Annotated in this window: 17 protein-coding genes and 1 other RNA gene; 12 read left to right on the top strand and 6 right to left on the bottom strand. The window is 67.0% G+C overall.

The window, feature by feature from the left end; all coding sequences use genetic code 11:
• Positions 1 to 21: 21 nt before the first annotated feature.
• Positions 22 to 375: a transfer-messenger RNA gene (gene ssrA / locus ACZLIF_RS08585) on the bottom strand.
• Between the two features lie 229 nt (positions 376 to 604).
• Here ssrA and ACZLIF_RS08590 point away from each other — a divergent pair.
• A complete protein-coding gene (locus tag ACZLIF_RS08590) occupies positions 605 to 1177 on the top strand; it encodes a hypothetical protein (RefSeq protein WP_053519702.1) in 573 nt (190 codons plus the stop codon).
• Between the two features lie 51 nt (positions 1178 to 1228).
• Here the strand turns inward: ACZLIF_RS08590 and smpB are convergent, their stop codons facing one another.
• Entirely contained in the window at positions 1229 to 1732 is a 504-nt protein-coding gene (gene smpB / locus ACZLIF_RS08595; protein WP_019661238.1) for an SsrA-binding protein SmpB, read from the bottom strand.
• A gap of 57 nt (positions 1733 to 1789) precedes the next feature.
• Between smpB and ACZLIF_RS08600 the strand changes: the two genes are divergently transcribed.
• Both ACZLIF_RS08600 and ACZLIF_RS08605 read left to right on the top strand, forming a co-directional pair.
• On the top strand, positions 1790 to 2215 hold the full coding sequence (locus ACZLIF_RS08600; RefSeq protein ID WP_053519703.1) for a type II toxin-antitoxin system RatA family toxin: 426 nt from the start codon (positions 1790 to 1792) through the stop codon (positions 2213 to 2215).
• A 3-nt stretch (positions 2216 to 2218) separates the two neighbouring features.
• Entirely contained in the window at positions 2219 to 2476 is a 258-nt protein-coding gene (locus tag ACZLIF_RS08605) for an RnfH family protein (RefSeq protein ID WP_053519704.1), read from the top strand.
• Positions 2477 to 2512: 36 nt separating this feature from the next.
• On the opposite strand, the gene ACZLIF_RS08610 is transcribed toward ACZLIF_RS08605, so the two are convergent.
• Positions 2513 to 2905 (bottom strand): outer membrane protein assembly factor BamE, encoded by a 393-nt coding sequence (locus tag ACZLIF_RS08610; protein ID WP_053519705.1) that lies wholly within the window; start codon positions 2903 to 2905, stop codon positions 2513 to 2515.
• A 103-nt stretch (positions 2906 to 3008) separates the two neighbouring features.
• On the opposite strand from ACZLIF_RS08610, the gene fur reads away from it, so the two are divergent.
• Complete coding sequence (gene fur, locus ACZLIF_RS08615) at positions 3009 to 3416, top strand: ferric iron uptake transcriptional regulator (protein WP_053519706.1); 408 nt, start codon at positions 3009 to 3011, stop codon at positions 3414 to 3416.
• A gap of 55 nt (positions 3417 to 3471) precedes the next feature.
• Here the strand turns inward: fur and ACZLIF_RS08620 are convergent, their stop codons facing one another.
• Complete coding sequence (locus tag ACZLIF_RS08620) at positions 3472 to 4725, bottom strand: SGNH/GDSL hydrolase family protein (RefSeq protein WP_053519707.1); 1254 nt, start codon at positions 4723 to 4725, stop codon at positions 3472 to 3474.
• A gap of 97 nt (positions 4726 to 4822) precedes the next feature.
• Between ACZLIF_RS08620 and ACZLIF_RS08625 the strand changes: the two genes are divergently transcribed.
• On the top strand, positions 4823 to 5740 hold the full coding sequence (locus tag ACZLIF_RS08625) for a LysR family transcriptional regulator (RefSeq protein WP_128990657.1): 918 nt from the start codon (positions 4823 to 4825) through the stop codon (positions 5738 to 5740).
• Between the two features lie 43 nt (positions 5741 to 5783).
• Here the strand turns inward: ACZLIF_RS08625 and recN are convergent, their stop codons facing one another.
• A complete protein-coding gene (gene recN, locus ACZLIF_RS08630) occupies positions 5784 to 7445 on the bottom strand; it encodes a DNA repair protein RecN (protein WP_053519709.1) in 1662 nt (553 codons plus the stop codon).
• A gap of 114 nt (positions 7446 to 7559) precedes the next feature.
• On the opposite strand from recN, the gene hrcA reads away from it, so the two are divergent.
• The 4 genes from hrcA to dnaJ all read left to right on the top strand — a co-directional run bounded on the left by hrcA (position 7560) and on the right by dnaJ (position 12610).
• Positions 7560 to 8624, top strand: coding sequence for a heat-inducible transcriptional repressor HrcA (gene hrcA, locus ACZLIF_RS08635; RefSeq protein ID WP_053519710.1), 1065 nt, complete (start codon positions 7560 to 7562; stop codon positions 8622 to 8624).
• A 63-nt stretch (positions 8625 to 8687) separates the two neighbouring features.
• The gene (grpE, locus tag ACZLIF_RS08640) at positions 8688 to 9203 is read left to right on the top strand and encodes a nucleotide exchange factor GrpE (protein WP_053519711.1); all 516 of its coding nucleotides are present in this window, start codon (positions 8688 to 8690) and stop codon (positions 9201 to 9203) included.
• Between the two features lie 206 nt (positions 9204 to 9409).
• Positions 9410 to 11332 (top strand): molecular chaperone DnaK, encoded by a 1923-nt coding sequence (dnaK, locus tag ACZLIF_RS08645; RefSeq protein ID WP_053519712.1) that lies wholly within the window; start codon positions 9410 to 9412, stop codon positions 11330 to 11332.
• Positions 11333 to 11485: 153 nt separating this feature from the next.
• A complete protein-coding gene (dnaJ, locus tag ACZLIF_RS08650; RefSeq protein ID WP_053519713.1) occupies positions 11486 to 12610 on the top strand; it encodes a molecular chaperone DnaJ in 1125 nt (374 codons plus the stop codon).
• Positions 12611 to 12671: 61 nt separating this feature from the next.
• Here the strand turns inward: dnaJ and ACZLIF_RS08655 are convergent, their stop codons facing one another.
• Positions 12672 to 13469 carry an AraC family transcriptional regulator gene (locus tag ACZLIF_RS08655; protein ID WP_128990655.1) on the bottom strand — a complete coding sequence of 266 codons (798 nt, stop codon included), beginning with the start codon at positions 13467 to 13469 and terminating at the stop codon, positions 12672 to 12674.
• Between the two features lie 72 nt (positions 13470 to 13541).
• Between ACZLIF_RS08655 and ACZLIF_RS08660 the strand changes: the two genes are divergently transcribed.
• From ACZLIF_RS08660 to ACZLIF_RS08670, 3 genes are all read left to right on the top strand, one after another.
• Positions 13542 to 14741: an MFS transporter gene (locus ACZLIF_RS08660; RefSeq protein WP_053519715.1), complete on the top strand. Its 1200-nt coding sequence runs from the start codon at positions 13542 to 13544 to the stop codon at positions 14739 to 14741.
• A 593-nt stretch (positions 14742 to 15334) separates the two neighbouring features.
• Positions 15335 to 16243, top strand: a complete 909-nt coding sequence (gene pdxY / locus ACZLIF_RS08665) for a pyridoxal kinase (RefSeq protein ID WP_128988981.1) — start codon at positions 15335 to 15337, stop codon at positions 16241 to 16243.
• The gene (locus ACZLIF_RS08670; protein ID WP_128988979.1) at positions 16240 to 17364 is read left to right on the top strand and encodes a prephenate dehydrogenase; all 1125 of its coding nucleotides are present in this window, start codon (positions 16240 to 16242) and stop codon (positions 17362 to 17364) included. The genes pdxY and ACZLIF_RS08670 overlap by 4 nt, the downstream gene beginning before the upstream one ends.
• Positions 17365 to 17486: the final 122 nt, after the last annotated feature.

The following is a 17486-nucleotide window of genomic DNA, read 5'->3' on the forward strand; positions in this document are numbered from 1 at the left end:
GGTCCTTGAAGGACCGCTCGTTGGTGGAGGTGGGCGGAATTGAACCGCCGTCCGAAGGCACTCCATCCCCAGCACTACATGCTTAGCTCGCCGTTGAATCTCGTCCCCGAACAGCACGGCGTGCAAAGCGCATCCGGGAACCAGCCTGTTGTGTTCTAGTGCCGGACTGACAGGCAGCCGTCCAGCGCGATTCCATGATAGTGACTCTACACCGCGAGCATGGACACAAGCGGTTTCGAGGCTTAGGCCTTAAGCGGCCAGAGCGTAGTTGTCGTCGTTGGCAACTAGAGTTTTGCAGCTGGATTCACGAGGAAAGCTACCCCCTCGGCATGCGCCAGGCGACTTCACAACCCCCGTCGAAACCAATGCACCCCCGGTTTCTACAGTGCTGCAAGGTACAGGGCCGATTCCGTGTCACCACGGGCAGGGCCTGCCCAACGGTTGTCATGCTACGGCAAAACAGCTGAACAGTCACCTCGCGCGGCCGGTCAATCCGCAACATGTTGTACTGCCTGTGTCATAGCGGATTGCTAACGTCTCCGGCACGGATTTGCGACACACTGGTCGTGACCATCCAGGGCAGGACAGAAACGGGAGACTGTGGGTGACCGACGCGATGCAACAGCGCAGCCTGCGCCAGCTGGTGGGCCCGGTCGGGGCTGACTATCAGCGACGGGCGTTGCCTCCCGGTTGGGTCTGGGCGCTGCTGGCGGTGCTGCTGGCGGCGACCTGGCTGACCGAACTGCCGGCCACCGCAGCGGTGGCGCTGGTCGCCAGCGCAGTGGTGGTGCATTGGCCGCAGCGTGGGCGCACCCATTGGCTGGGCTGGCGGCTGCCGGCGCTGGCGGTACTGGCGGCGTTGCTGTGGGGGCCGGACGTGCTGGCGCAGTGGTTCGAGCACGGCCTGGCGCTGACCTTGATGACATTGGCCAGCCTCAGCATCGGCGTTCACGTGTGGCAGTCGCGGCAGCTGGCGCGCCAGCTGCAGGGTGCAGCCGATGCGCTCGACGATACGCAACTGCTGGCCCTGCTGCCGGCCGATGCAGCCCAGCTCGCCCAGCAGTGGCGGGCGGGCGATGATCGCCACGCGCCGGAACTGGCGGTGGTGATGCACCTGGCCGTGATGCACGCGGCCCTGGCGCCGCGCGCGCGCGGGCAGGGCATGCTGGCCGGTTGATGGCCCGGGCCGCCGGGCATCGCCCGGCGCCACATGGCGGCGGGGCCTGCCTCAGGCGTCGCGGTTGCCGCGCCGCATCACCCGCTGCTTCTCGATCGCCCAGTCGCGATCCTTGGCCGCATCGCGCTTGTCGTGGTTCTGCTTGCCCTTGGCCAGCGCGATCTCGAGCTTGATCTTGTTCTTGCTCCAGTACATCGCGGTCGGCACGATCGTATAGCCATCACGCTCGACCTTGCCGATCAGCTTGTCGATCTCGTTCCGGTGCAGCAGCAGCTTGCGCTCGCGCCGATCCTCGGCCACCACGTGGGTGGAGGCCTGGATCAACGGAGTGATCTGTGCGCCGATCAGGTAGATCTCGCCACGCTTCACGTAAGCGTAGGCGTCGATGATGTTGCCGCGCCCCGCCCGGATCGACTTGACCTCCCAGCCCTGCAGGGCCAGCCCGGCCTCGAAGCGCTCTTCGATGTGGTACTCGTGGCGGGCACGCTTGTTCAGCGCGATGGTTTTGTTGGCCGTCGCGCTCTTTGCTTTATCCTTGCCGCTGTTCTTGCTCATTTCCGTATTGTCTCCGATTCGGGCCCGCCCGGTCGATTGCCGAAACGTCCCGTATACATGCCTACTATCCGCCGCAGCGCCCTGGTCGAACATTCGGCCGCGCGCATGTTCGACCTGGTCAACGACGTCCAGGCTTATCCGCGCCGCTTCCGCTGGTGCTCCGATGCCCGCATCCTGGAGCAGGGCGAGGACCGGCTGGTGGCGCGTCTGGACCTGGGCCTGGGTTCGTTCAGTACCTGGTTCCAGACCGAGAACACCCTGCAGCGCCCGCACAGCATCGACATGCAGCTGCGCGACGGTCCCTTCAAGCAGCTTCATGGCCGTTGGGAATTCCACGCGCTGGCCGAAGACGCCTGCAAGGTGACGCTGACCCTGGAATTCGAACCCAGCTCACGGCTGCTGGGCCCGGCGCTGGCGATCGGCTTCCAGGGTCTGGCCGATCGCATGGTCAACGATTTCGTCCGGGTTGCCGACGAGGACTGAGCGATGATCGAGGTCGAGGTGGTGCTTGCCTGGCCGCAGCGGGTGCTGTCACGCCGGTTGCAGCTGGAAGAGGGCGCCACGGTTGCCGATGCGATCGCCGCTGCCGCTCTTGAGGGCAGTGCCGGCTGCCCGGCTGCCGCCGTGCATGGTGTGCTGGCCCGCCCGCAGCAGGCACTGCTGGATGGGGACCGGGTCGAACTGCTGCGCCCGCTGCAGGCCGATCCCAAGGACAACCGCCGGCGTCGCGCGCTCGGCGGTTGAGGGCCAGGGCCCGTCCGTCGGAACGGGCCGGCGGCCTCAGCGGCCCTTCTTCTTCTTGTCCTTCGGCAGGTTGCGGCCGAACTGGCGGACGGTCTGCTGGGCCAGCGCCTTGTCGTTGGCCGGGAAATAGTCACCCTCCCAGCGCGTCACGGCGTCGTTCTCGAAATACACGGTGAAGTTCTTCACTTCCGTGCGGCCGAGACGGTCGACCCGCTGGCTGGAGGTGTAGTCCCAGCGCTGGGCATGGAACGGGTCCGGCACGGAGGGCGTGCCCAGCAGCGCGTTCACCTGCTGCTTGCTTTGCCCGACCTGCAGCTTGGCCACGGCATCTTCCCGGATCAGGTTGCCCTGATAGATGGGTTGCTTGTAGATGATGCCGCACCCGGTGGTGGACAGGGCGACGGCGGCGACCAACAGGAGATTGCGCATCGGGACTGGCGGTTGGGGAAATCGAACCGATGATACACTCCCGGCGTGCCACCGCGACCCAATCCGAGGCAGCTGGCGCTAAATCGCCAATGAACGGAGACCTATGGAAACCCACGACCTGCGTAAAGTCGGCCTGAAGGTAACCCATCCACGGATGCGGATCCTGGCGCTGCTCGAGCAGCGCACTGCCCAGCACCACATGACCGCCGAAGACATCTACCGCCAGCTGCTGGAGCATGGTGACGAGATCGGCCTGGCCACGGTGTACCGGGTACTGACCCAGTTCGAGGCTGCCGGCCTCGTGCTCAAGCACAATTTCGAAGGCGGCCAGGCCGTCTATGAACTGGACCGCGGCGGCCATCACGATCACATGGTCGATGTGGACAGCGGCAAGATCATCGAGTTCGAAAGTACCGAGATCGAGGAACTGCAGCGCAAGATCGCGGCCGATCACGGCTATGAGCTGGAAGAACACTCGCTGGTGCTGTACGTGCGCAAGAAGCGCAGATAGGCCCCCCCTGCGTGCCGGTTGCGACGAGACCCCGGGCTGGCCCCGGGGTTTTTCGTCAGCGCGGCGGAGTGACCGCCGGGTGCGATGGCGGCATCAGCATCCGCAGATCCACGGCCTCGGCCATGGCCCGGTTGCCGGCATCGCCCGGATGCAGATGGTCGCCTGAATCGTAGGCGGCGGCCATCCGTGAGGGATCGGCGGGGTCGCGCAGCACTGCATCCAGGTCGATCACCGCATCGAATGGGCTGTCCTGCCGCAGCCAGGCATTGAGCTGCTGGCGCAGTGCGTCCTTATCCGGCTGGTAGTAGTCGTCCAGCGGGGTGCCGGGCAGGGCGCCGGCGAACGGCGGCAGGGTTGCGCCGACAATGCGCAGTCCATGGCGATGGGCCTGTCCGGCCAGGCTGCGATAGCCGGCCTGCAGTTCGGCGAGCCCGGGCCGGTCCTGGCCGCGCGCGAACGCTGTGCCCGGCCAGCTGATGTCGTTGATGCCGATCAGCACGATCACACTGGCGACACCAGGCTGGTCGAGGACATCGCGCGGGAAGCGGGCCAGGGCGGATTCCCCCATGCCGTCGCGCAGCAGGCGTCCGCCGGAGATGCCGGCGTTGACCACTGCGATTCCCTGCGGTGCCAGCCGTGCGGCGAGATGGTCGGTCCAGCGCTGGTCCTGGTCGAGGCTGGCCGTTGCGCCATCGGTGATCGAGTCGCCGATCACCACCACGCTGCGCGCGCGGGCTGCGGTTTCGACGTCGATGCCGGACAGCAGCAGGCGGGCCGTGGTGCTGCGGGCCCCGTCCAGGTCCGCAGCCAGGCTCTGGTCACCCGGCGCGATCCAACTGGTCTGCCGGCCCTCCCAGTGGAACGTCCGCAGCGGCGTGGGCTGTGGCAGATGGATGCTGACCTGCAGCGACTGCAGGTTGCGCGTGGGCAGTGGCAGCGCGTCGCTGAGCCGGTCCTGGCCAGGCGCGATCAGCACGCCGGGCTGGCCATCGAAGGTCAGCGCCTGCGGCACCTCGCCCGGATGTGCCGCCAGGGTGGCCCGGCCCACCCGCAGTGGCTGTGTCCCGTAGGCGTTGCTCAAGCGGACACGCAGGCGCGAGCCGCCCAGGCTGATGCGGACGGTCTGGCGGAAGGTCTGGTCGGCCAGCTCTGCGGGGATCAGCGTCGGAAACAGGAAGTCTGCCTGCCAAACCGGTTGTGGACTGGCTTGCCAGCTGGCCACCCAGTGCCGGGGAGGGGCGGCCGTGGCGCTGGCTGCTGCGGACAGGGTGAGCAGGGCAGCGGTGGTCAACGTGCTCAGGCGGTTCATCGGAAGGGTCCGTCGGAAGGAGGGGCCATGGTGTCCCTGCCGCTTTCTGTGAACTAGACTGCGCCTGGATAATCATCTGTGAACTGGATTCATCACCATGCCGCGACCCGACATCAATCGCTCCGGCGAGCTGGAAGTGTTCGTGAGGGTGATCGAAACCGGCGGATTCTCCGCGGCGGCCCGCAGCCTGGACATGACGCCCTCGGCGGTCAGCAAGCTGGTGGCGCGGCTGGAGCAGCGGCTGGGCACGCGCCTGCTGCAGCGATCCACCCGCCAGCTGCAGCTGACCCCGGAGGGCTGCGCCTTCTACGAGCGCGGGCTGCGCGTGCTTGCTGACCTGGAAGAGGCCGAGCGCTGTGCGAGCGCGCATGCCGAACCGCGCGGGCGGCTGCGGGTGAATGCCAACGTGCCCTTCGGCCAGCATTTCCTGCTGCCATTGCTGCCCATGTTCCTGCAGCAGCACCCGCAGGTGGGGGTGGACCTGACCCTGACCGATGAAGTGATCGATCTGCTCGAGCAGCGCACCGATGTGGCCGTGCGGGCCGGTCCGCTGAAGAGTTCCAGCCTAGTGGCACGACGGTTGGGGGCGACGCGGATGATGATCGTGGCCTCACCCGGCTATGCGCAGCGACACGGTCTGCCTGGCAACGTCGACGACCTGCAGACGCACAACCGGCTGGACATCGGCCATGCGCGGGCGATGCAGGGGTGGCCGCTGCTGCAGGGCGGCCAGGTGCTGCGCGTGCCCACCAGCGGCAATGCGCGCGCCAGCAACGGCGATGCCCTGCGGCAGCTGGTGCTGGGGGGGCTCGGGCTGGCCCGGCTGGCCGCGTTCCAGGTCAGGGACGACATAGCGGCCGGGCGGCTGCTGCCGGTGCTGGAAGAGGCCAATCCCGGCGATCTGGAAGAGGTGCACGCGGTATTCCTGGGGCAGAGGGGCTATCTGCCGCTGCGGGTGCGTGCGTTCCTGGATTTCCTGGTGGAAAAGGTGGATCTGGCGCGGCCGCTGGGGTGAACCTGCGGTGGGACGGACCGGGCGTCGCTCGGCGCCGCCGGCGTCAGACCTGCAGCAGCTTGCGGGCGGCGGCGCGCGCTTCCTTGCTCACTTCGACGCCACCGAGCATGCGTGCCAGTTCTTCCTCGCGTGCCTTGAGGTCCAGCTTCTCCACCGCACTCTGGGTCATGCCTTCCACCGGTGCCTTGCTGACCCGGTAGTGGGCATGGCCCTTGGACGCGACCTGCGGCAGGTGGGTCACGCACAGCACCTGGCGCTTCTCGCCAAGGGCGCGCAGTTTCTGGCCGACGATGTCGGCCACCGCGCCACCGATGCCCGAGTCGACTTCGTCGAACACCATGGTCGGCACGGCGTCCAGGTCGAGCGCGGCCACTTCGATTGCCAGCGAGATGCGCGACAGTTCGCCACCCGAGGCCACCTTGCGCAGGGCGCGTGGTGGTTGACCGGCATTGGCCGCGACCAGGAACTCCACGCGTTCGGCGCCCTGCGGGTCGGGCTTGCCGCCGTCCTGGGGTTCCAGCTCGATCAGGAACTGGCCACCGCCCATGCCCAGCTCGGCAATGATGCCGGTGGTGGTGGTCGACAGCGCGGCCGCCGCACTGCGCCGGCTTGCGGTCAGTGCTTCGGCCTGCACCCGCCAGGCGGCCGCGGCCTTGTCGATCTCGCCGGCCAGGCGCTGCAGCCGTTCGTCGGCGCCGCGCAGCTGCTCCACTTCGGCATGCATGCGCTCGCGCTGCGCGCCCAGTTCGTCCATCGGCACGCGATGCTTGCGCGCAAGGTCGTGCAGGCGGCCGAGACGGCGCTCGTTCTCCTCGAACTGCTCGGGGTCGGCATCCAGGTCGTCGTGCACGCGGTCGAGCAGGGACAGGGCTTCATGCAGCTGGATCGATGCGTTTTCGATCAGGCTGTCCACCTCGCCCAGGCGCGGGTCGTGTTCGATCAGCCGGGCCAGTTCGTGCCGCACCTGCTGCAGCTGATCCAGCGCCGAGCTGCCCTCGTCGCCGTTGAGCTGGTTGCTGGCGGCCTGGCAGGCGGTCAGCAGCGCGCTGGCATGGGCCTGGCGCCGATGGCTGGCGCCCAGCGCGAGGATCGATTCGGGCTCCAGATCCTCACGGTCCAGTTCGCGCAGCTGATGCTCGAGGAAACCGATACGGTCACTGACGTCACCCTGTTGCGACAGCGCCAGGGATTCATCGACCAGTGCCTGCCAGGCGGCTGCGGCGCGGCGGACCTGACGGCGCTCTTCCTCGTTGCCGGCATAGGCATCGAGCAGGGCCAGCTGGGAAGGACGCGCCAGCAGGGCCTGCTGTTCATGCTGGCCGTGGATTTCCACCAGCAGCGCGGCCAGTTCGCCCAGCTGGGCGAGGGTGACCGGGCGGCCGTTGATCCAGGCCCGCGAACCGCCGTCGGCGCGGATCACGCGGCGCAGCTGGCACTGGTCCTCATCGTCCAGCTCGTTGTCGGCCAGCCACTGGCGTGCGGCCTGCAGATGCTCCAGCGCGAACTCGGCCGACAGCTCGGCACGGGCGGCACCGTGGCGGACCACGCCACTGTCGGCGCGCAGGCCGGACAGGAAGCCCAGCGCGTCGACCATCAGCGACTTGCCGGCGCCGGTCTCGCCTGAAACCACGGTCATGCCAGGCCCGAATTCAAGTTCGGTAGCGCGGACGACGGCGAAATCCTTGATCGATAGGTGTCTGAGCATGGGTCTGGGGGTATCTGAGCCGCGCAACGCTAGCACGCGCACGCGGGCGGTCCAATGGCTTGCCAAGGTGATCCGGCGCCATTATCTAGTCTCCGTGTCTCACAGGTTGATTCCATGCACGGTTCCGCCGACCAACTCGCCCCGCGCGCGCGCCATCTGCTGCGCACGCTGATCGCGCGCCACATCCAGGATGGTGAGCCCGTGGGCTCGCAGACGCTGGCGCGCGTGGCCGGGCTGGAAGTCAGCCCGGCCACCATCCGCAACATCCTCGGCGACCTGGAGGACCTGGGCCTGCTGGCGTCGCCGCATACCTCCGCCGGGCGGATCCCGACCGCGCATGGCTACCGGGTGTTTGTCGACAGCCTGCTGCAGATGCAGCCGCCGGGCGAGGGCGAGCTGGCCCGCTTGCGCCAGGAACTGGCCGGTGGCGGCAGCACCCAGGCCCTGCTCGGCAGTGCCTCCGAGCTGCTGTCGGCGATGAGCCACTTCGTCGGCGTGGTCAGCGCGCCGCGGCGCGAGCAGTTCGCCTTCCGCCAGATCGATTTCGTGGCGCTGGACGGCCGCCGGGTGCTGGCGATCCTGGTGTTCGCCGACAACGAGGTCCAGAACCGGGTGATCGAAACCCGCCAGGACTTCGCCCCGGGCCAGCTGGAGCAGGTCGCCAATTACCTCAACGCCCATTTCGCCGGGCTGCCGCTGGCGGAGATCCGGGCGCGCCTGCTGCTGGAGCTGCGCGATGCCCGCTCCGAGCTGGAGCAGCTGCTGGCGCACAGCATCGAACTGGCCGAGCAGGCCCTGCAGCCCGCGGCCGACGACATGCTGGTGGCGGGCCAGACCCGCCTGATGGGGGTCCAGGACCTGTCCGACCTGGAGCGCCTGCGTGAACTGTTCGAGCTGTTTTCCAGCAAGCGCGAGATCCTGCAGCTGCTGGAGCGGACCATCCAGGCCCCGGGCGTGCGCATCTTCATCGGCGAAGAGACCGGGATGATGCCGCTGCAGGGCGTTTCGCTGGTGACCGCCCCGTATGCGGCCAACGGGCAGGTGCTGGGCGTGCTGGGGGTGATCGGGCCGAAGCGGATGGCCTACGACCGCATGATCCCGCTGGTACAGGCCACCGCCGACGTGCTGGGGGCGGCCTTTTCACCGACCGGACGCGGATCCGGTGCCGCGGACGCTTGAAACGCAGCATCCCGCCCACACTAGGGTGGATGGAGGCGGGGAGTGACCGCCAGGGACCCAGACATGAACCACGAACATCCAGATTTCGAATCCCAGCAGAGCGCCGCCGACGCGGCCGCCGCAGCAGGCGTCAATGACGAAGTGGAGCGACTGCGCGCGGAAGTCGAGCAGGTCAGGGCCGATGCGCTGCGTGAGCGCGCCGACCTGGAGAACCAGCGCAAGCGCGTGGCCCGCGACATCGAGCAGGCCCGCAAGTTCGCCAACGAGAAGCTGCTGGGCGAACTGCTGCCCGTGTTCGACAGCCTGGATGCCGGCCTGAAGGCCGCCGGCGACGACCCGCACCCGCTGCGCGAGGGCCTGGAGCTGACCTACAAGCAGTTGCTGAAGGTCGCCGCCGACAACGGCCTGGTCCTGATTGACCCGACCGGCCAGCCGTTCAACCCGGAGCACCACCAGGCGATCAGCCAGGTGCCGGCCCCGGACGCCGCCCCGGGCAGCGTGGTGACCGTGTTCCAGAAGGGCTATCTGCTCAACGAGCGCCTGCTGCGGCCGGCGCTGGTGGTGGTGGCCGCCGACTGAGCGGTCGATCCGGGAGCGGCCGCCGGGCATGGCCCGGCGCTACCCCCGGATCGTCATCGCCGGGCCATGCCCGGCGAACCTTGAACGGCTGAACACAGCGTTCGGGAGATGGCTTGAATGTTCCACGAGCCTCCCCCACATCCCATTCATCCACCGGCCGAGCGGCCGGACTGACATCCACACAGCATTTCTCAGGAGTCTCCCCCATGGGCAAGATCATTGGTATCGACCTCGGCACCACCAACTCGTGCGTGGCGATCATGGACGGCGGCAAGGCCCGCGTCATCGAGAATTCGGAAGGCGATCGCACCACCCCGTCGATCGTCGCCTACACCAAGGACGGCGAAGTCCTGGTCGGTGCCTCGGCCAAGCGCCAGGCGGTGACCAACCCGAAGAACACCTTCTACGCGGTGAAGCGCCTGATCGGCCGCAAGTTCACCGACGCCGAGGTGCAGAAGGACATCGCCCACGTCCCGTACAGCATCCTCGCCCATGACAATGGTGATGCGTGGGTGGCCACCAGCGACGCCAAGAAGATGGCGCCGCAGGAAATCTCGGCCAAGGTACTGGAGAAGATGAAGAAGACCGCCGAGGACTTCCTCGGTGAGAAGGTCACCGAAGCGGTCATCACCGTGCCGGCCTACTTCAACGACAGCCAGCGCCAGGCCACCAAGGATGCTGGCCGCATCGCGGGCCTGGACGTCAAGCGCATCATCAACGAGCCGACCGCGGCCGCGCTGGCCTATGGCCTGGACAAGGGCGACAACAAGGATCGCAAGATCGTTGTGTACGACCTGGGCGGCGGTACCTTCGACGTCTCGGTGATCGAGATCGCCAACGTCGACGGCGAGAAGCAGTTCGAAGTGCTGGCCACCAACGGCGACACCTTCCTGGGTGGCGAAGACTTCGACAACCGCGTCATCGAGTACCTGGTGGAAGAATTCAACAAGGACCAGGGCATCGACCTGCGCAAGGATCCGCTGGCCCTGCAGCGCCTGAAGGACGCTGCCGAGCGTGCCAAGATCGAGCTGTCCAGCGCCCAGCAGACCGAAGTGAATCTGCCGTACGTCACCGCTGACGCGTCGGGTCCGAAGCACCTGAACATCAAGCTGACCCGCGCCAAGCTGGAAGCGCTGGTGGAAGACCTGATCAAGAAGTCGATCGAGCCGTGCCGCGTCGCCCTGAACGATGCCGGCCTGCGTTCGAGCGACATCAGCGAAGTGATCCTGGTCGGCGGCCAGACCCGCATGCCGAAGGTGCAGCAGGCGGTGACCGAGTTCTTCGGCAAGGAGCCGCGCAAGGACGTCAACCCGGACGAAGCCGTGGCACTGGGTGCGGCGATCCAGGGTGGCGTGCTGGGCGGCGACGTCAAGGACGTGCTGCTGCTGGACGTGACCCCGCTGTCGCTGGGCATCGAAACCATGGGCGGCGTGTTCACCAAGATCATCGAGAAGAACACCACCATCCCGACCAAGGCCTCGCAGGTGTTCTCCACCGCCGAGGACAACCAGTCGGCCGTGACCGTGCACGTGCTGCAGGGTGAGCGCGAACAGGCCCGCTTCAACAAGTCGCTGGCCAAGTTCGACCTGTCCGGCATCGAGCCGGCGCCGCGTGGCCTGCCGCAGGTGGAAGTGTCCTTCGACATCGACGCCAACGGCATCCTGCATGTGTCGGCCAAGGACAAGAAGACCAACAAGGAACAGAAGGTCGAGATCAAGGCCGGCTCGGGCCTGTCCGAGGAAGAGATCGCGCGCATGGTCGCCGACGCGGAAGCCAACCGCGAAGAAGACAAGAAGTTCCAGGAGCTGGTGCAGGCCCGCAACCAGGCCGATGCCCTGATCCACGGCACCCGCAGCGCCATCACCGAGCACGGCAGCAAGGTCGGCGGCGATGTCATCGGCAAGGTTGAAGCGGCTCTGGCCGATCTTGAAACCGCGATGAAGGGCGACGACAAGGCACAGATCGAAGCCAAGTCGAAGGTGCTGGAGGAAGCCGGCCAGTCGCTGTTCGCCGCAGCGTCGGCAGAGCAGGGCGGTGCCCCGGGCGCCGATGCCGGCAATGCGGGCAAGGGCAACGACGACGTGGTGGACGCCGAGTTCACCGAAGTCAAGGACGACAAGAAGTCCTGATCCGGACCGACGCGGGACGCTGCCTGGCAGCGTCCCGTTGTCGCATCAGGGTCCTGACCGCCTCCGGCGCGTCGGGGCGCCCGACGCAAGAGCGGACCTGGTTCCGCTCTTCCGCTTTGACGAATCCCGACATTCCGGAAGCCGATTCACGATATGAGCAAGCGCGATTACTACGAAGTGCTGGGCGTGGCCCGCACCGCCAACGAAGAAGAGCTGAAGAAGGCTTACCGCCGCTGCGCGATGAAGTTCCATCCGGACCGAAATCCGGGTGATGCGGCCGCCGAAGCCTCCTTCAAGGAGTGCAAGGAAGCCTACGAGGTGCTGTCCGACGGCAACAAGCGCCGGATGTATGACAGCCACGGTCATGCCGCGTTCGAGCACGGCATGGGCGGGGGCGGTCCGGGTGGTCCGGACATGAACGATATCTTCGGCGACATCTTCGGCAACATCTTCGGTGGTGCCGGCGGCGGTCCGCGCCAGGCACGCCGCGGTGCCGACATCGGTTACGTGATGGAGCTGGACCTGGAAGAAGCGGTGCGTGGCGTCGAGCGCCGCATCGAGATCCCGACCCTGGCCGAATGCGGCGATTGCGATGGCAGTGGCTCGGAAGACGGCAAGGTGGAGACCTGCAACGTCTGCCACGGCCGCGGCCAGGTGCGCATCCAGCGCGGCATCTTCGCCATGCAGCAGGCCTGCCACAACTGCGGCGGCCGCGGCCAGATCATCGCCAAGCCCTGCAAGACCTGCCACGGCAATGGCCGTGTCGAGGAAGACAAGGTGCTGTCGGTGAAGGTGCCGGCGGGCGTCGACACCGGCGATCGCATCCGCCTGGCTGGCGAGGGCGAAGCGGGGCCGGCCGGCACGCCGCCGGGCGACCTGTACGTGGAAGTGCGCGTGCGCGAGCACCCCATCTTCCAGCGCGATGGCGACGATCTGCATTGTGAAGTGCCGATCCGCATCTCGCAGGCGGCGCTCGGCGATACCGTGCGCGTGGCGACGCTGGGCGGCGAAGCGGAGATCCGCATTCCGGCAGAGACCCAGACCGGCAAACTGTTCCGCCTGCGCGGCAAGGGCGTGCGTTCGGTGCGCAGCCGCAGCGAGGGCGATCTGTATTGCCGCGTGGTGGTCGAGACGCCGGTCAACCTGACCAACGACCAGCGCAGGCTGCTGGAGCAGTTCGAGGCCACCTTCGTCGGTGAGGAAGCGCGCAAGCACTCGCCGAAGTCCGCCACCTTCATGGACGGCGTGAAGGGCTTCTGGGACCGGATGACGTCCTGAATTTTCAACGCAAGCGTTGAACGGTAGCGCCGGGCCATGCCCGGCGTTTCTGTGCATGGGGTCAGCGGAAGAACGCCGCCGGCGTCTGCCCCAGCTGGCGCTTGAACATGCTGGTGAACGCGCTGGGGCTGTCGTAGCCCATCGCCAGTGCGACATCGATGACCTTCTCGCCGGTCGCCAGCCGTTCCATTGCTGCCAGCAGCCGCGCCTGCTGCCGCCACTGGCCGAAGGTCATGCCCAGTTCGTTGGCGAAGTGGCGCTGGATGGTTTTCACATCCACTTCCAGTGACTGCGCCCAGTCCTGCAGCGTGGCGTCATCGCCGGGGTGCTTCTGCAGGTGCTGGCAGATCCGCTGCAGGCGCGGATTGGTAGGCGCGGGCAGGTGCAGCGGCAATACGTCCATGCGATGCAGTTCGTCCAGCAGAAGGCGCACCACGCGGCCATCGCGGCTGTCTTCGATGTGCTCGCCCTTGATCAGGGTGGCCGCCTGCAGCAGTTCGCGCAGCAGCGGTGCCACCTGTACCGCGAACGGTTCGGCCGGCAGTTGCGGGGCGAATGATGGGTCGATGTAGAGGCTGCGCATGTGCACGGCGGCAATGCAGTCCACCGCGTGCACCATGCCGGCCGGCATCCAGATCGCACGGGTGGAGGGCACGACCCAGCGACCGACTTCCGAGCGCACCACCATCAGCCCGGAGATGGCATAGACCAGCTGGTGGCGCTGGTGCTTGTGGCCTGCGATACGGGTGCCGGCCGGGTACTGGGTAACCCGGTAGGTGACCGGGCGATGCAGCGGCACATCGCGCCACGGCGCAGCCGGGTCGACATCACCGCCGATGTCCTTTTTGCGATAGGCCATGACCCGAACGCGGCAGAAGGGAAGGGAAGGCAACCGTAGCATGCGGGGCTCGCCCCCAATCTGACTGCGTCCATGTCGACTCTGGCTTCCCCTGCAACGACCTCCCGCCCGGTGGCGCCCGGCGTACTGGCCGCCATCTCAACCTCGCACGTCGTCAACGACATGATGCAGTCGCTGATCCTGGCGATCTATCCAGTCATCAAGGGTGGCTTCAATCTCAGCTTCACCCAGATCGGCCTGATCACGCTGACCTACCAGCTCACCGCGTCGATCTTCCAACCGCTGGTGGGGATGCATACCGACCGTCGTCCAGCGCCGTACTCGTTGCCGATCGGCATGGCCTCGACGCTGTGCGGGATGCTGCTGCTCGGCTTCGCGCCGAACTATGCGATGGTCCTGATGGCCGCCGCGCTGGTCGGCATCGGATCGGCGATCTTCCACCCGGAAGCGTCGCGCATCGCACGGCTGGCGTCCGGCGGGCGCCATGGCTTCGCACAGTCGGTGTTCCAGGTCGGCGGCAACTTCGGTACCGCGCTGGGGCCGCTGATTGCCGCCGCCGTGATCGTGCCGTACGGCCAGCATGCGGCCTCATGGTTTGCCGGTGCTGCGCTGGTCGGCATCGCCCTGCTGACCTATGTGAGCCGCTGGTATGCGCTGCACCTGGGCGCACCCCGCCCGGCCGGCGTGGCGGCGGTGGCGTCGCGGCATCCTCCACGTACCGTGGCCAAGGTGCTGGCGATCCTGCTGGTGCTGATCTTCAGCAAGTACTTCTACATGGCCAGCATCGGCAGCTACTTCACCTTCTACCTGATCCACCATTTCGGCATCCCGGTGGCGCAGGCGCAGCTGCACCTGTTCGCGTTCCTGGTGGCTTCGGCGGCGGGTGGCTTCCTGGGCGGTCCGTTGGGCGATCGCATCGGCCGCAAGCCGATCATCTGGACCTCGATCCTGGGCGTGGCGCCGTTCGCACTGGCGTTGCCGCATGCGGATCTGCTGTGGACCACGGTGCTGGCGGTGCTGATCGGTTTCGTGTTGTCGTCTGCCTTCTCTGCCATCGTGGTCTATGCGCAGGAGATGATGCCGCACCGGATCGGCATGGTGTCGGGCCTGTTCTTCGGTTTTGCGTTCGGCATGGGCGGCCTGGGCGCGGCGGTGCTGGGCCTGCTGGCGGACAGGACCAGCATCGAATACGTCTATCACCTGACGGCGTTCCTGCCGCTGCTCGGCATCGTGGCGGCATGGCTGCCGCCGTCGCGGCCTGCTGCTCACTGAGGGAGGGTGGGTTTGCAGGGCTTGCAGCCCTGCACCTGCAGAGGCAACGGCAACAACCGAAGCGCGCTATCCGTGGATTGGCGGGGTGGGTCCGGTTGCGGGGGACGCTGCAAGTACGTCCATGTAAGCTCGGTCGCCGCATCCATGCGGCTCACGCCCCCGCAACCGGACCCACCCCGCCTTCGGTGGTTTTCCGCGATCTGTCGGAACAGCACTCTGCTCTGGTAGGTGTCGACCAAGGTCGACACGGTAGATCCACGCCATGCGTGGATGAATTCATTCGATATCTGACAGATGTGTCGACCAAGGTCGACACCTACCAACAGCCGCGCGGAACAACAGCCGCAGTTACCAACAGCCGCGTGAACCTATCGAAGGTGGGGCGGTGTGGGTGGTCAGGACCGTTGGCGCCATGGATGGCGCCATCGAGCCCCCATGGATGGGTTTACGGCGTGTCCTGACCAGCCACACCGCCCCGCCACCCCACGGAATGCCGCTTTGGCTTTGGCTTTGGCTTCGGCCGTTGCCGTTGCATTGAGCAGGTGCAGGGCTGCAAGCCCTGCCGAAAACCCCCTTGGGCGTAGAATGCGGCCATGAGCGAATCCCTTGACAACCACCTGGTCCACGGCCGCCGCCAGCGGCCCGACGGCCCGTCGCCGATCGATGTCATCTCGGTCCAGTCGCAACTGGTCTACGGCCATGCCGGCAACAGCGCCGCCGTACCGCCGATGCGCGCGCTCGGCGTGCGCGTAGCTGAAATTCCGACCGTGCTGCTCAGCAACGCGCCGTTCTACGACACCACCCGCGGTCGCGTGCTGCCCGCCGACTGGTTCGCCGATCTGTTGCTGGGCACCCACGAGCGCGGCCTGCCGCAGCGGGCGAAGATGCTCGTCTCCGGCTACTTTGGCAGCACGGCCAACGGTGCCACCTTCGCCGATTGGCTGGACGACATCCTGCCGGCCTGCCCGCAGCTGCGTTACTGCCTGGATCCGGTGATCGGTGACACACACACTGGCCCCTACGTGGAACCGGGACTGGAAGCGATCTTCGCCGAGCGCCTGTTGCCGCATGCCTGGCTGGTGACCCCGAACGCCTTTGAACTGAATCGCCTGACCGGCATGCCGGCGCTGGCCGAGGCCGACGCCATCGCCGCCGCGCGTACGCTGCTGGCGCGTGGTCCGCACTGGGTGATCGCGCACAGCGTGGGTGGCACGCCGGGCGAGCTGGTGACGCTGGCGGTGGGACGCGACGAGACCTGGCGCTGGACCTCGCCGTTGCTGCCGGTGGACGTGGCCGGGACCGGCGACGTACTGATGTCGCTGGTGGTGTCGTTCCTGCTGCGGGGAGAGTCGATGCAGCAGGCGATCTCGCGTGCCATCGCGGGTACCCATGCCGCCCTGGAGGCCACGCTGGCCAATGGTTTCGAGGAGTTCGACGTGATTGCCGCGGCGCCCGCCGCACTGGCCGAAGGCACGCGCTTCCGCGCTGAACGCGTGGCATGACGGCAGTGCAGCACTTTGCGCCGCGCACGATCGGCATCGTCGGCAGTGCCGGCGCCTACGGGCGCTGGCTGGGCCGCTTCTTCGAGCAGCAGATGCGACTGCAGGTGATCGGCCACGATCCGGCCGATGCTGCTTCGCATACACCGGAGCAGTTGCTGGCCGAGGCCGATGTACTGGTGTTCTCTGCACCGATCCGGCATACGCCGGAACTGATCGCCGAATACGTGCGCCGCTCGGCGGGTCGTGAACGCGGGCGCCTGTGGCTCGATGTCACCTCGGTCAAGGACGCGCCGGTACAGGCGATGCTTGCCTCACAGGCCGAAGTGGTCGGCCTGCACCCGATGACCGCGCCGCCGAAAGCCCCCACGTTGAAGGGCAGGGTGATGGTGGTCTGCGAAGCGCGACTGCAGCACTGGCAGCCCTGGCTGGATGCGCTGTGCGTGGCGCTGCAGGCCGAGTGCGTGCGCGCCACGCCACAGCACCATGACCAGATGATGGCGCTGGTGCAGGCGATGGTGCATGCCACGCATCTGGCCCAGGCCGGCGTGCTGCGGGAATATCAGCCGCAACTGGGGACACTGGAAGCGATGCTTCCCTATCGCTCGGCGTCGTTCGAACTGGATACCGCGATCATCTCGCGCATCCTCTCGCTGAATCCGGCGATCTATGAGGACATCCAGTTCGGCAATCCGCATGTCGCGCCGATGCTGGAACGCCTGGTCGGCCAGCTGCGCGTGCTGCAGGCCCAGGTCGACCAAGGCGACGACCTTGCGCGCGGTGCGTTCCGCGAGCAGATGCTGGTGGCGAACCAGGCCGCCTTCGGCGCGCCTGCACTGGCCTCGGGAAACTATACCTTCGAGCGGGTGGGCTACCTGCTGGCCGATCTGACCGAGCGCAACGCCGTGTCGGTCCACCTGCCGGAAGATCGCCCGGGCTCACTGCGTGAGCTGCTGAACATCTTCGAGCAGCACGGCATCAGCCTGGCTTCTATCCATTCCTCGCGCACGCCGGGCGGGGAAGTGCATTTCCGCATCGGCTTCGTCGCCGGCAGTGATCCCCGCGCCCTGGCCGACGCAGCGGCCGCCGTGGATGCCAGCGGAATCGGACGGGTACTGGCGTAGTGCATTCATCCACAGGGGATGTGGATGAATTCTGCGCAAACATGTGGATAACACTGCTCACGCCTTGCCAGCACAAGCTGTCAAGATCTGTGGCGAAAAACTGACCAGGGTGCTGCCGGTGA

The organism is Stenotrophomonas sp. 2201_Sma (genome assembly GCF_056486685.1).

Excerpts from the sequence above, each read along its gene's own strand:
- smpB (WP_019661238.1), bottom strand. The coding sequence starts at position 1,732 with ATGAGCAAGAACAGCGGCAAGGATAAAGCAAAGAGCGCGACGGCCAAC.
- ACZLIF_RS08600 (WP_053519703.1), top strand. The coding sequence starts at position 1,790 with ATGCCTACTATCCGCCGCAGCGCCCTGGTCGAACATTCGGCCGCGCGC.
- ACZLIF_RS08605 (WP_053519704.1), top strand. The coding sequence starts at position 2,219 with ATGATCGAGGTCGAGGTGGTGCTTGCCTGGCCGCAGCGGGTGCTGTCA.
- ACZLIF_RS08610 (WP_053519705.1), bottom strand. The coding sequence starts at position 2,905 with ATGCGCAATCTCCTGTTGGTCGCCGCCGTCGCCCTGTCCACCACCGGG.
- fur (WP_053519706.1), top strand. The coding sequence starts at position 3,009 with ATGGAAACCCACGACCTGCGTAAAGTCGGCCTGAAGGTAACCCATCCA.
- ACZLIF_RS08620 (WP_053519707.1), bottom strand. The coding sequence starts at position 4,725 with ATGAACCGCCTGAGCACGTTGACCACCGCTGCCCTGCTCACCCTGTCC.
- ACZLIF_RS08625 (WP_128990657.1), top strand. The coding sequence starts at position 4,823 with ATGCCGCGACCCGACATCAATCGCTCCGGCGAGCTGGAAGTGTTCGTG.
- recN (WP_053519709.1), bottom strand. The coding sequence starts at position 7,445 with ATGCTCAGACACCTATCGATCAAGGATTTCGCCGTCGTCCGCGCTACC.
- hrcA (WP_053519710.1), top strand. The coding sequence starts at position 7,560 with ATGCACGGTTCCGCCGACCAACTCGCCCCGCGCGCGCGCCATCTGCTG.
- grpE (WP_053519711.1), top strand. The coding sequence starts at position 8,688 with ATGAACCACGAACATCCAGATTTCGAATCCCAGCAGAGCGCCGCCGAC.
- dnaK (WP_053519712.1), top strand. The coding sequence starts at position 9,410 with ATGGGCAAGATCATTGGTATCGACCTCGGCACCACCAACTCGTGCGTG.
- dnaJ (WP_053519713.1), top strand. The coding sequence starts at position 11,486 with ATGAGCAAGCGCGATTACTACGAAGTGCTGGGCGTGGCCCGCACCGCC.
- ACZLIF_RS08655 (WP_128990655.1), bottom strand. The coding sequence starts at position 13,469 with ATGGCCTATCGCAAAAAGGACATCGGCGGTGATGTCGACCCGGCTGCG.
- ACZLIF_RS08660 (WP_053519715.1), top strand. The coding sequence starts at position 13,542 with ATGTCGACTCTGGCTTCCCCTGCAACGACCTCCCGCCCGGTGGCGCCC.
- pdxY (WP_128988981.1), top strand. The coding sequence starts at position 15,335 with ATGAGCGAATCCCTTGACAACCACCTGGTCCACGGCCGCCGCCAGCGG.
- ACZLIF_RS08670 (WP_128988979.1), top strand. The coding sequence starts at position 16,240 with ATGACGGCAGTGCAGCACTTTGCGCCGCGCACGATCGGCATCGTCGGC.